Below are 12,317 nucleotides of genomic sequence, written 5' to 3'. Positions count from 1 at the left end.
ATGTCAGATACACTCTCCTTAACTTTGGTAGGTTATGGGTTGAGTATATCATGACATGTCCTTTTATAGTGTCTCGCTTAATTTTACAATCGAGGTCATTTAAAGGCAAGGTAGATAATCGTAAATAAAATGCGTTTTGGTCTTGATGAAAGGAGAGAGTGCCATCTTGTGGTAGCCTTTTTTCTGCAATATCCATTCCAGATGAAAATTTGTAGTAGCTAATTAAAGTTTGGTATTCTTGAATGGTAATGCGCTGATAAAACCAGCGATAGCCATTAATACGAAAATAAATAGGAACCTCGATTCCCTCTGGGGAAAAGTGAATATCAGTTGCATCATGTTTAACAGCATGGTGCAAAATTTCACGAGATAATTGTTCTGGAGATTTCATTGGGGCCTCCTTGTGTTTAGGTGGTAGAGACATGACGTCAATAGCTTTAATCGGGTTTATGGGATCAGGAAAATCTACAATTGGCTACCAATTAGCTAGTCAAAATCATAGAAAGTTTATTGATCTTGATGATGAAATCACTAAATTTGAAGGGCGAGAGATCGCTACAATTTTTGCTCAAGATGGTGAAGAATACTTTCGTCACGTGGAAGAGAAAATATTAAATCAATTTAGTGAGGCCAACGTTATTGTGGCAACGGGTGGTGGCATTGTCATGAATCAGAACAGTCGAGAAATTTTAAAGAATTGTTTTCACACAATATGGTTAGAAGTTAGTTACAATGTAGTGGAAAATAGGTTGCGTCTTGATGACACCCGACCATTATGGAAACAGTCTAAAGAACAACGTCAAGCCTTGTTTGAAAGAAGACAGGGTTTATATGAGGAATGTGCGGATATGCGTGTTTCTGTAAATGAACGAAGTCCAAATCAAATTGCAACTGAAATCGAAGGTTCTATATCTTTTATATAATAAGTCATATGAATAGTCAATTTAATGAAAGAACATGATTTGAAGCGAAGATAATAAAAACACGTAATTAAATGTTGAACTAAACAATTAATCACGTGTTTTTTATTTTAAGTTATAAAAATACTATTTTTTGAAATGATTGAGCATGTCTTATCATGCATCGATTAAACGTTGAGTGGTCTGCCTATTGGTATAAAATAATCCAGCGTTAATTAAATTGATATCGATCCGAGGGTATAGGCGATTATAGATTTGATCATGAGAATGATTATAAAATTGTTTAGATTCTTCATCTTGTTCATGGGATAGTGTGTTTAATAAACTCAGTTCTTGTTCGTATAACGATAATGATTCTTTAACAAATTCTCTAGATTGCTTCTCAATACGTGATTGTAATTCGTTAATAATTTTTTCTAAACCATGTTCAAGTGAAATGATGATAGGTAACTTAAACTGATAAGTAGGAATGACAGGGTTGAACGGAATATCCATAACAGCATCCATCCAAGAAAATCGCATTGTACCATTCGTTAATAGTATACCGATGCTAACACTTTCCTCTTCAAGCCATGCCCCTTGGTATTGAATATAACCATTAAACACAAACCACGGATCAAGCCTGTTGTCAGTGGACTCTGTTTGCTCAAATAGGGTGGCAAAAACGCCTTCATTTTTCACGATTTGAAATATTTGATGAAGACGAGGAGAGCCGAGATGAATACGTTCAGTATGCAAATCGTATTGATCGGAGAAAGCAAATGAAACGGTCATGGGATCCCCTTCGAAACCCATGGTATTAACATACTGCCAATAAAAAGGACGATTCATTAATTGTTGATCTAGAGCTTTCGTTAATTGAATAGTTAGAAGATCTTCACGTTCATCTTTAATTTGAGCATGATGTTTTGTGAAAAATTGTTTAACAAAAGGTTTGAGGTCAGTTTGTTTCATCCTTTGTTTCCTCCTCAAGATGTTCATATTCAATCACAGACATTAAATTATTTATTTTAATATCCGCTTCAGCTTTTGAACGTGATTCTTCATAAATTGCCGTAATTTCATCTTCAAAGTTGGATAAGCCATAAGAACTTAAGATATGATCGATTTCACCAATCAATCCTTCAAATGCAGATAGCTTTTCATATAGTACTTCCCAAATATGTTCTTCAATCGTATTAGATAAAATTAAATAATAAATATTAATGTCCTGAGTTTGGCCATAACGGTGAATACGACCAATTCTTTGTTCTAAACGCATTGGATTCCAAGGTAAATCGTAGTGAATCATATGGTGACAATATTGTAGGTTCAAACCTTCAGTTCCAGCATCAGTTGTGATTAGTACGTCTCCGTGTTGTTGAAATAGTTGAAGCATCCATTGTTTTTTACTCTTTTTAAAATCGCCATTGTAAGGAATCGCACGAATATTATTTTGTTGACACAACCACTGTAAATAGACTTGACTTGATTTATATTCGGTAAAAATAATCACTGGTTCATCAAGTGATTGAATTAATTCGATTGCCTTTAAGGCTTTTGCGTGATGAGGAAGTTGACCAATTTCTTCTAGCATGGGATGCTGTTCATCTTGTTTTTGCAAAGAAACGTATAATGCTTCTCGACTTGAACAAAGCTCACGCTCGTATGTTAAAGCCGTTAATTGGTGATTAGTTTCTGAAGATGTTAATTTTTCATAGAATGCTTGTTCATCTGAAGAAAAATCAACGTACATAGTGTCTATATATCGTTCACCCCACTGAGTTTCGATATCGCGTTTTCGAGTACGAACCATAGACTGTCGTATAAGTGATTGGATTGCTTCATCATGACGGTGGTTAACTCGTTTATGAAACAATCGTCTATCACCTAATAATCCTGGTCTGACAATTTTCATGAGATAATAGACATCGTCAATTGAATTTTGAATCGGTGTGGCTGTTAATAACAAACAATAAGTCGATTGTAGTTGTTGAACGAATTTAAAGTTTTTCGTTTTAGGATTTTTAAGTCTATGAGCTTCGTCTACAATCACACAATCAAATGATTGTTCTTGTAATGATGAGGCATGTGGTTCTTTTTTGGCGAGATCGATTGATGAAATAACAATTTCATACGATTCCCACGGATAAGAACGGTGTTTGGCTCGAGCTGGAATATAAAACGTTTGATTTAATTCGCTTTCCCATTGTGATAAGAGGGAAGGAGGTACTAAGATAAGGGCTCGGCGTACAAGTCCTTTGATCATCAATTCTTTAAGAATCACACCAGCTTCGATTGTTTTTCCTAAGCCTACTTCATCAGCTAAAATGGCGCGTCCATGCATATTGTGCAATACTTTTTTGACAGCTTCTTCTTGATGATCTAATAGTGTTAGATTGGGTAGGTATTGCAATGCTTTTAATTCATTTTGTTGTGATAAAGGAAGTTGGCTTAATTGATAAGCTTGTTTAAATGTTTCCCAATCACTATGGTTCCCTTCTATGGCTTGCTCAAAAGAGTTCCATAGATGTTCCGTTTTAATTGTTGGTTTCATTTTAATCACCTAAAGTTTAAGATAACGCTTACACGTGTGAGAGGATTGTGATATAATACATATAAGTTTTATTCATACTTTTTGCACGATTACCATGGCTACATATATATTGATAGTGTGCACAAATAATTGAATAATATAAGCGAATGATTACAAGAGGAGAGCTCGCGCTATGTCGTGACGCCGACGGAGCAAGTACTTTTAGGGGTATGAATCTCTCAGGCACCATGACTCTTGTAGGACGCACCTCTGGAGAGTGTTGATGTAAACGCATCAACCACCAACGATGTAAGCATGTTTCTCATGCGAAACTTTCAGGTGAAAGGACAGAGAGAATACCAAGCTTTCTTTGGTATTCTCTTTTTTTAATGTGAAAATCTTCTACAAGGGGGAATGAACGTGACTGAATTAAAAAGGACACCGATTTATCCAGAATATGAGAAGTGGGGCGGTAAAACAGTTGACTTCGGCGGCTGGGATCTACCTGTCCAATTCTCGGGAATTAAGGAAGAACATCATGCTACTCGTGAGAAAGCGGGGCTTTTTGACGTTTCTCATATGGGTGAGATCGTGGTGAAAGGGCCAGATAGCGAATCGTTCTTACAAAAAATGATTACCAATAACGTAACAAAGTTGAATATTAATCAGGCTCAATACACTGCGATGTGTTATCCCGACGGTGGTACAGTTGATGACTTTCTAGTTTACAAACGTGCTGATCATGATTATTTATTGGTTGTTAATGCAGCTAATACAGAGAAAGATTATGAATGGTTACTAGAACATCAATCTGGTGATATTACCATTACGAACGAATCAGATCAGTTTGCTCAATTAGCACTTCAGGGACCTCAAGCTCAATCAATCTTACAAACCATTACTGATGATGATTTGAGTGAAATTAAATTCTTTCGGTTTAAATATGATGTTAAGATTCAAGGTGTTGAGCATGGGGCATTAGTTTCACGTACGGGTTATACAGGTGAGGATGGTTTTGAGATTTATATTAACGCAGCTTCTGGACGTGATTTGTGGCAGGCGATTATGCAAGCAGGAGAATCTGAAGGCTTGCAACCGATTGGTTTAGGTGCCCGTGATACACTTCGGTTTGAAGCGAATCTAGCTTTATATGGTCAAGAATTATCAAAAGATATTACACCTATAGAAGCGGGTATTGGTTTTGCTGTGAAGACAAAAATAGATGATGACTTTATCGGAAAAGAAGTTTTGAAACAACAGAAAGAAGAAGGAACAAGTCGAAAACTAGTTGGCATTGAAATGCTTGATAAAGGCATTCCGCGACATGGTTATGATGTCTTGAAAGAGGACCAGGTGATTGGGTTTGTCACATCTGGCACACAGTCGCCGACATTAGGAAAAAATGTAGGGTTAGCTTTAATTGATGTCAATTATGCAAATGAAGAAGAACTATTAAGTGTGCAAGTTCGAAAGCGTCAATTATCAGCTAAAGTGGTGCCCACACCATTTTATAGAAGAGGATAAGAGGTGAGTTAATCATGCAACATCGATACATTCCAATGACAGATGAAGACCGTCAGGCAATGCTTAAGACCATTGGCGTCTCATCATCTGATGAATTATTTGCAGATATACCAGAACCTGTTCGTTTCACTGGTGAATTAAATATTAAACCGGCAAAATCGGAATTTGAACTTAAGAAAGAAATGGCTGGTTTAGCTGAACAGAATAGCCATACACAATCTCATACGTCATTTTTAGGGGCAGGTGTTTATGAACATTACATCCCTTCAATAGTAGATCATGTGATTTCACGATCTGAGTTTTACACCGCCTATACACCATACCAACCTGAGATCTCACAAGGTGAATTACAAGCGATTTTCGAATTTCAAACGATGATCTGTGAGATGACTGGGATGGAGGTTGCTAACTCGTCTATGTACGATGGAGGTACAGCTTTAGCTGAAGCGGTGAACTTAAGTGCCGGTCAGACTAAAAAGAAAAAAGTGATTGTATCGAAGGCCATTCATCCAGAATCATTAGATGTGATTTATACTTATGCAAAAGGATTTAACTTAGACATAGTTGAAATTGATCATCAAAATGGTTTAACGGATCTTGATCAATTAAAAGCAGAATTAGATGATGATACAGCAAGTGTCGTCATGCAGTATCCTAATTTCTTTGGTCAAGTTGAGCCACTTGAAGATGTTCAATCACTCGTCAGTGAACAACAGAAAACGATGATGATTGTCTCTAGTAATCCACTTGCATTAGGCTATTTAACGCCACCAGGGGAGTTTGGTGCAGATATCGTTGTCGGTGACGCTCAAGTCTTCGGTATTCCTACACAGTTTGGCGGTCCACATTGTGGTTACTTTGCGACAACCAAGAAGTTGATGAGAAAAGTACCTGGGCGATTAGTGGGGCAGACCTCAGATGATGAAGGTCGTCGTGGTTTTGTCTTAACATTACAAGCTCGCGAGCAACATATTCGTCGTGATAAAGCCACTTCAAATATTTGTTCAAACCAGGCTCTAAATGCATTAGCTTCATCAGTAGCCATGAGTGCTCTTGGAAAACAAGGTGTTCGTGAAATGGCTGAATTAAATATGAAAAAAGCACGCTATGCGAAAAAAGCATTTGAAAATGCTGGATTTGATACATTATATGACGGTCCGTTTTTCAATGAGTTTATTGTGAAATTAAACAAACCTGTTCATGAATTAAATGAGGCATTATTAGAAGAAGGCTTTATTGGTGGTTATGATTTAGGTCGTGATGATCAGCAGTATGACCACCATATGTTAGTTGCTGTAACAGAAGTGCGTTCTAAAGAAGAGATCGATCAGTTTGTTTCGAAAGTAGGTGAGCTGAATGGCTAATGAACAAGATTTTCCGGTTATTTTTGAGTTAAGTAAGGAAGGACGAAAAGGTTATCATTTGCCAGGACTAGATGTTGATGATGTTAACTTAGATGAAGAATTTCAAAAGCAGTATATTCGCCAAGAGGACCCAGATTTACCAGAGGTCAGCGAATTACAAATCATGCGTCATTATACAGCATTATCAAAGCGTAACCACGGTGTTGACTCAGGATTTTATCCACTAGGGTCTTGTACAATGAAGTATAATCCTAAAATGAATGAAGATGTAGCGCGCCTACCAGGCCTTAGTTCGATTCATCCTTATCAACCTGAATCTTCAGTTCAAGGTGCTATGGCTTTGATGTATGATTTACAAACATCCTTAAGTCATATCACAGGTATGGATTACGTCACCTTACAATCAGCAGCAGGTGCTCAAGGAGAATGGACGGGACTCATGATGATCCGTGCTTTTCATGAAGCAAATGGGGATTATCAGCGGACGAAAGTCATTGTCCCGGATTCTGCACATGGTACGAACCCAGCATCTGCAACGGTAGCAGGTTTTGAGGCAGTCACAGTTAAATCAAATGATCAGGGATTAGTTGATTTAGATGATTTAAAACGTGTTGTCGACGAACATACAGCAGCTTTAATGTTAACGAATCCTAATACATTGGGCTTATTCGAAAAAGATATTATCGAAATGGCTGAAATCGTTCATGGTGCTGGTGGTCGACTATATTATGATGGTGCGAATTTAAACGCTATTATGGGTTATACACGTCCAGTTGACATGGGCTTTGACGTGGTTCACTTAAATCTGCATAAAACGTTCACCGGACCGCATGGTGGCGGGGGACCAGGATCAGGTCCTGTTGGTGTAACGAATGAATTAGCACCATTCTTGCCAAAACCATTAATTGCTAAAGCTGATAATGATCAGTATTTCTTTGACTATGATCGTCCACATTCAATCGGTCGAATCAAGCCTTATTATGGAAACTTTGGAATTAACGTTCGAGCATACACTTATATTCGCTCAATGGGGCCAGATGGCTTGAAACAAGTGAGTGAAAGTGCTGTTCTGAACGCAAACTATATGATGCGTCGTTTAAGTGAAGAATTCGAGTTGCCATATGATCAACATTGTAAACATGAATTTGTTTTATCAGGGAAAAATCAGAAGAAGATGGGTGTCCGTACTTTAGATATGGCTAAACGTCTGCTTGATTTCGGTTATCATCCACCAACTATTTATTTCCCATTAAATGTTGAAGAGGCGTTAATGGTTGAACCGACAGAAACAGAAGCGAAGGAAACATTAGATGAGTTCGTTGATGCTATGAATCAGATTTCAAAAGAAGCACATGAAGATCCAGAAACAGTGCAAGAAGCTCCACATACAACGGTAGTCGATCGTATGGATGAAACGACTGCAGCTAGAAAACCAATACTTCGATATTATCGCGATTAAACAAAAATCCGTTGAGCTAACGTTAGCTCAACGGTTTTTTATTTAATAACCTTTTTTCTTTTGTTTGATTTTGCCTGTCCACTTACTGAAGCCACCCTTTAATTGATGCAAGCTAGAATATCCTTTTTTACGGAGAATATTAGCAGCTCGCGTTGAACGTGAACCTCTTTGACAATATAGATAGATAGGTTGATCTTTTCGAACCTCACCTATGCGTTGTTTTAATTGTGATAATGGAATATTTCGTGCTCCTAAGATGTGACCGCGTTCATATTCATTTGGTTCTCGAACATCGATTAATTGGGCTTTTCGGTAATTCTCTTTAAATTGTTCTTCAGTTAAGGTTGTAACATGTTTTTGTTTTTGAACATTTCGTAAAACGAAAAATACAATTAATACAGCTACAACAATCAGGATGGTAAATAAAAGATCCATTCTAATGTTCCCCTCTTTCTCTATTTTCAGTCCACTATACATTATATAAGGCTTCTGCTTCTGATTCAAAGGATTTCTATCTCAATTAGCTATCAGACAATTGACCTAATACTAATCAATTATTCTCATTATTTATAATAAACTAACTTGACTTTTATAGTTTTATGTGCACTTAACACTATATATAGAATAATTCGTCAAAAAACAACACTATATATTGATTATTTGGTTTAGTTTTGATAAGCTATGATTAGAAACGTTACTAAAAATACGTAACGATTTGATTTTACGTGAAGGAGGTCATGAAATGCAAGGTGTAAAAACAAAAGGGTTGCATATTAATGTCGATCAATTAAATGAAGACATTAAGCAATTTCCTAATGTACATCCGGTCACGTCGGATATGTCAACGACTCATAAAGGCGTATCACGACTTGTTATGTTAGACCGATATGCATTCAAGGACACGGAGAAGAGGACGATTCAAGAAGGTGACTTTGTCGTCTTAACAGTGAAAGACGATCCGAAGTTCCCTGCGCGTGGTACAGGATTTATTTATGAATTAAAAGGTGACCGTGCCACTGTTCGAGTAGATGATGATTATTTACATGTACTAGATAACGAAGAAGCACAAGAAACGGGCTTGATTGAGAAGTCATTAAGCGCCATTGATAAACCGTTAGAAGTCTATTATGAACAAATTGCTTTACGTAATGCGACTGGTTTAGCAGAAGTAGAAACATCTGAGGAAAAACGTCAAGAATGGTTTAATAAATTTTATCAAGAATTATCTGAGTTAAATTTCATACCTGCTGGACGAGTTCTATATGGAGCTGGGTCAAATACGGATGTCACGTACTTTAATTGTTATGTGATGCCATTTGTTCAAGATTCAAGAGAAGGAATAAGTGATCACCGTAAACAAGTGATGGAAATTATGTCGCGTGGCGGCGGTGTTGGTACGAACGGTTCGACACTACGCCCTCGTAATGCATTAGCCCGTGGAGTGAACGGCAAATCATCCGGATCAGTCTCCTGGCTTGATGATATTGCTAAGCTGACGCACCTTGTTGAGCAGGGTGGTTCGAGACGTGGTAAATTGTTGTGCCTCGTCTAAAAATAAATCTCGTGAATTGCTGGAAACCCCTAAAGCCTATTACACGACAACGTAGCTGGTGACGGCAAGCGTGATCGTTTAAAAAGTATTAGGATGCAACAATGGGCAATCAGCAGCGAAGCATCTTCGGAAATGAAGATGAACGTTCAACGACTATTGAAACTTCCTAAAGCACAAAAATATAAGTATAATAAAAGTAATCACGTTAAAGAAGGTGATCTGATGTGTGCTAAGGAAGAAGTAAACCATAATGTACGGAGACGTCCTTATGGGGCGCGAGACAAGGAAGAGATCATAAAAAAAGTAATACAGATGCATGATAAAGGAGTAAGTCAAGTAGAGATTTCCAAGAAGTTAGGTGTTAGTAGAGGTACTATTTCACGGTGGAATAAAGAAAAGGCTTTTATCAATACAAGGCCCCCAGGTTTGGCTGGTAAGTTAGCCTCAAAAAAGTATGATTACAATGAAAACTTTTTTGAAAATATTGACCACCCTAATAAAGCTTATTTACTGGGATTTATATTAGGTGACGGGACTATTGTCATAAATAGATCATCAAAAAAAGTAGTTCTAACACTTGCCGAACAAGATAAAAGCCTGTTATATGAAATAGCAACTTGCTTAAATCTTAATAAGAATGTGAAATTTAGAAATAAAAGGAATGACCGTGAACAAAATAAATATAGCTTAACGATATTTTCTACTAAAATGGCCAATGATTTAATAAACTTAGGAGTCACACCAAATAAAACAGGAAAGGAACAATGGATTGATTTAAATAATCCTGAATTGCAATGGCATTTTTTAAGAGGTCTGTTTGATGCTGATGGGCATATACGAGTTTATGAGAGGGTCTATATTAGAAAGAACGGTCCGAAAAAATATACTAAAGCAAGGTTTGGTATCACGAGTAATAAGCCATTGTTAATGGATGTTCTAAAGTTTTTAAAAAGCTATGGAATAGGACAACATGTTAACGGTCTTTACAAAAGCAAGGGTGCTATGACTTGCATTTATCTAGCCGAACTGACTTATTGAAAATCTATAACTACTTGTATCATGAAAGTCAACTGAAATTACAAAGAAAGTATGAAAAATTCTCTTCCTTGAAGATATAGTCTGATCTTACATGAAAGTGTAAGAGGTGGGCAGAAATGACCTACCCCGCTAAATAATAGCGAGTAACAAATATTGGCACAGATGATCATGCTAAATGATTGGCATCCTGATGTAATCGAATTTATTATATCGAAAATGCAGAACCCACGTATTTTAAGATATTTAATCGAGAACATAGAGGATGAAACAATCCAAGAAGAAGCAAAAGATAAATTAAGTTTCACCCCTTTAACAAATGATGAAATGCAACTATATCAAGGGATTGTGAACTATAAGCATATCGAAGGACACGGTGGCTTCACTGAGAACAATATTCGTGATGCTGAGCAGAAAATTCGTGACGGCGGTACTTACAGCGTAAATAGTCCAGAATTTTTATCAGGTGCAAACATTTCTGTTTGTATTACGGATGAATTCATGAATGCTGTTGAGAACGATGCCGTTTATGAATTACGTTTTCCAGATGTTGCGAATTATACCGAAGAAGAGATGGCCTACTATAATGAAAATTGGAACGACATTGGTGATGTTCGTGAATGGGAACGTTTAGGCTTTGGAACCAGAGTATATAAACAGATACGCGCGAAAGAATTATGGAATTTAATTAATATTTGTGCGACTTATTCAGCAGAGCCAGGCATTTTCTTCATTGATAATGCGAATAAAGAGACAAATGCTAGTGCTTATGGTCAAAAAGTTGTTGCGACAAATCCTTGTGGTGAACAACCATTAGCTCCTTACAGTGTTTGTAATTTAGCGGCGGTTAATCTAGCAGCAATTGCGGATCGAGAATTAAAACAACCTGATTTCGCGAAGTTAAAACAAACGGTTGAGACAGGTGTGCGTATGCAAGATAACGTCATCGATTCAACACCGTATTTCTTAGATAAAAACCGTGAACAAGCACTTGGTGAGCGGCGCGTCGGCTTGGGCGTCATGGGCTTACATGACTTACTCATTTACTGTGAGACAGCTTATGGTTCACAAGAAGGTAACGAACTTGTCGATCAAATTTTTGAAACGATTGCGACAACGGCATATCGTACATCTATTGAATTAGCAAAAGAAAAAGGTAGTTTCCCATTCTTAATTGGTGAAACAAAAGAAGAAACACAAGCACTCCGTGAGCGTTTTATTAATACTGGCTACATGCAAAAGATGCCTAATGACATTAAACAAGGTGTTCTGGATCATGGCATTCGCAATAGTCACTTATTAACAGTTGCGCCGACTGGTTCTACAGGTACAATGGTTGGTGTTTCAACAGGATTAGAACCTTATTTCTCCTTCACGTATTATCGTAGTGGACGTTTAGGCAAGTTTATCGAAGTGAAAGCTGATATTGCGCAAGACTATTTCAAAGAGAATCCGGAAGCTAATCAAGATGAACTACCAGACTGGTTTGTGACAGCAATGGATTTATCTCCTGAAGCCCACGCTGACACGCAATGTGTCATTCAGCGTTGGGTCGATAGTTCGATTTCGAAAACGGTCAATGCACCGAAAGGTTATCGTGTTGATCAAGTCGAACAAGTTTATCAACGTTTATATCGTGGCGGTGCCAAAGGTGGTACAGTGTATGTAGATGGAAGCCGCGATTCACAAGTCTTAACGTTAAAAGCTGAAGAAAATGAGCCTTCAGAGCAAACAGAATTATTCGAAGATGATCAACAAAAAGTTGTTTTAATGGATACAGTCCATGAGCTTGAAACAACGAATGTAACAGTTGGATCTGAAGTAGGAGATACTTGTCCGGTTTGTCGCCAAGGTCATATTCAAGATGTTGGTGGTTGTAATACTTGTACAAATTGTGGTGCTCAATTAAAATGTGGTATATAAAAATAGCGTTAGACGGTATAACCGT

9 protein-coding genes, 2 pseudogenes and 2 riboswitches are annotated in these 12,317 nt (G+C 37.3%); of the genes and pseudogenes, 7 read left to right on the top strand and 4 right to left on the bottom strand.

What is annotated here, in order from left to right; genetic code table 11:
* The coding region (locus tag FHR85_RS08920) for an ATPase, T2SS/T4P/T4SS family (RefSeq protein ID WP_167262529.1) at window positions 1-391 on the bottom strand (391 nt) is incomplete at its 3' end.
* 31 nt (window positions 392-422) lie between these two features.
* Between FHR85_RS08920 and FHR85_RS08915 the strand changes: the two genes are divergently transcribed.
* Window positions 423-923, top strand: a complete 501-nt coding sequence (locus FHR85_RS08915) for a shikimate kinase (protein ID WP_167262528.1) — start codon at window positions 423-425, stop codon at window positions 921-923.
* A gap of 153 nt (window positions 924-1,076) precedes the next feature.
* Here the strand turns inward: FHR85_RS08915 and FHR85_RS08910 are convergent, their stop codons facing one another.
* Together FHR85_RS08910 and FHR85_RS08905 are read right to left on the bottom strand one after the other, a co-directional pair.
* Window positions 1,077-1,874, bottom strand: a complete 798-nt coding sequence (locus FHR85_RS08910; protein WP_167262527.1) for a YqhG family protein — start codon at window positions 1,872-1,874, stop codon at window positions 1,077-1,079.
* Window positions 1,861-3,456, bottom strand: coding sequence for a DEAD/DEAH box helicase (locus FHR85_RS08905; protein ID WP_167262526.1), 1,596 nt, complete (start codon window positions 3,454-3,456; stop codon window positions 1,861-1,863). Before FHR85_RS08905 ends, FHR85_RS08910 begins: the two co-directional genes overlap by 14 nt.
* A 146-nt stretch (window positions 3,457-3,602) precedes the next feature.
* A riboswitch (glycine riboswitch) is annotated at window positions 3,603-3,700 on the top strand.
* A gap of 3 nt (window positions 3,701-3,703) precedes the next feature.
* A riboswitch (glycine riboswitch) is annotated at window positions 3,704-3,788 on the top strand.
* 67 nt (window positions 3,789-3,855) lie between these two features.
* Between FHR85_RS08905 and gcvT the strand changes: the two genes are divergently transcribed.
* Genes gcvT through gcvPB form a run of 3 tightly spaced genes read left to right on the top strand, consistent with a single transcriptional unit; the run spans window position 3,856 to window position 7,782 of the window.
* Window positions 3,856-4,959 (top strand): glycine cleavage system aminomethyltransferase GcvT, encoded by a 1,104-nt coding sequence (gene gcvT, locus FHR85_RS08900; RefSeq protein WP_341770950.1) that lies wholly within the window; start codon window positions 3,856-3,858, stop codon window positions 4,957-4,959.
* Between the two features lie 14 nt (window positions 4,960-4,973).
* Complete coding sequence (gene gcvPA / locus FHR85_RS08895) at window positions 4,974-6,323, top strand: aminomethyl-transferring glycine dehydrogenase subunit GcvPA (protein ID WP_167262524.1); 1,350 nt, start codon at window positions 4,974-4,976, stop codon at window positions 6,321-6,323.
* The gene (gcvPB, locus tag FHR85_RS08890) at window positions 6,316-7,782 is read left to right on the top strand and encodes an aminomethyl-transferring glycine dehydrogenase subunit GcvPB (protein WP_167262523.1); all 1,467 of its coding nucleotides are present in this window, start codon (window positions 6,316-6,318) and stop codon (window positions 7,780-7,782) included. Before gcvPA ends, gcvPB begins: the two co-directional genes overlap by 8 nt.
* 42 nt (window positions 7,783-7,824) lie before the next feature.
* Here gcvPB and FHR85_RS08885 read toward each other — a convergent pair whose 3' ends face one another.
* The gene (locus FHR85_RS08885; protein ID WP_167262522.1) at window positions 7,825-8,217 is read right to left on the bottom strand and encodes a rhodanese-like domain-containing protein; all 393 of its coding nucleotides are present in this window, start codon (window positions 8,215-8,217) and stop codon (window positions 7,825-7,827) included.
* A 307-nt stretch (window positions 8,218-8,524) separates the two neighbouring features.
* Here FHR85_RS08885 and FHR85_RS08880 point away from each other — a divergent pair.
* From FHR85_RS08880 to FHR85_RS08870, 3 genes and pseudogenes are all read left to right on the top strand, one after another.
* Window positions 8,525-9,331, top strand: a pseudogene (locus FHR85_RS08880) (ribonucleotide reductase N-terminal alpha domain-containing protein); the annotation flags it as partial.
* Between the two features lie 96 nt (window positions 9,332-9,427).
* Window positions 9,428-10,372, top strand: coding sequence for an LAGLIDADG family homing endonuclease (locus FHR85_RS08875; RefSeq protein ID WP_167262520.1), 945 nt, complete (start codon window positions 9,428-9,430; stop codon window positions 10,370-10,372).
* Between the two features lie 156 nt (window positions 10,373-10,528).
* Window positions 10,529-12,292: pseudogene (locus FHR85_RS08870) on the top strand (vitamin B12-dependent ribonucleotide reductase); the annotation flags it as partial.
* Between the last annotated feature and the right edge of the window lie 25 nt (window positions 12,293-12,317).

The sequence above is a fragment of the Alkalibacillus almallahensis genome (assembly GCF_011761495.1).
In the GTDB taxonomy this organism is placed as follows: Bacteria; Bacillota; Bacilli; order Bacillales; family Alkalibacillaceae; genus Alkalibacillus; species Alkalibacillus almallahensis.
Note: the sequence above shows the minus strand (reverse complement) of the source record. Positions and strands in the feature narration are given on the sequence as shown.

What these genes read in the sequence shown, in the direction of transcription:
- FHR85_RS08915 (WP_167262528.1), top strand. Translation starts at nt 423, where the DNA reads ATGACGTCAATAGCTTTAATCGGGTTTATGGGATCAGGAAAATCTACA.
- FHR85_RS08910 (WP_167262527.1), bottom strand. Translation starts at nt 1,874, where the DNA reads ATGAAACAAACTGACCTCAAACCTTTTGTTAAACAATTTTTCACAAAA.
- FHR85_RS08905 (WP_167262526.1), bottom strand. Translation starts at nt 3,456, where the DNA reads ATGAAACCAACAATTAAAACGGAACATCTATGGAACTCTTTTGAGCAA.
- gcvPA (WP_167262524.1), top strand. Translation starts at nt 4,974, where the DNA reads ATGCAACATCGATACATTCCAATGACAGATGAAGACCGTCAGGCAATG.
- gcvPB (WP_167262523.1), top strand. Translation starts at nt 6,316, where the DNA reads ATGGCTAATGAACAAGATTTTCCGGTTATTTTTGAGTTAAGTAAGGAA.
- FHR85_RS08885 (WP_167262522.1), bottom strand. Translation starts at nt 8,217, where the DNA reads ATGGATCTTTTATTTACCATCCTGATTGTTGTAGCTGTATTAATTGTA.
- FHR85_RS08875 (WP_167262520.1), top strand. Translation starts at nt 9,428, where the DNA reads ATGCAACAATGGGCAATCAGCAGCGAAGCATCTTCGGAAATGAAGATG.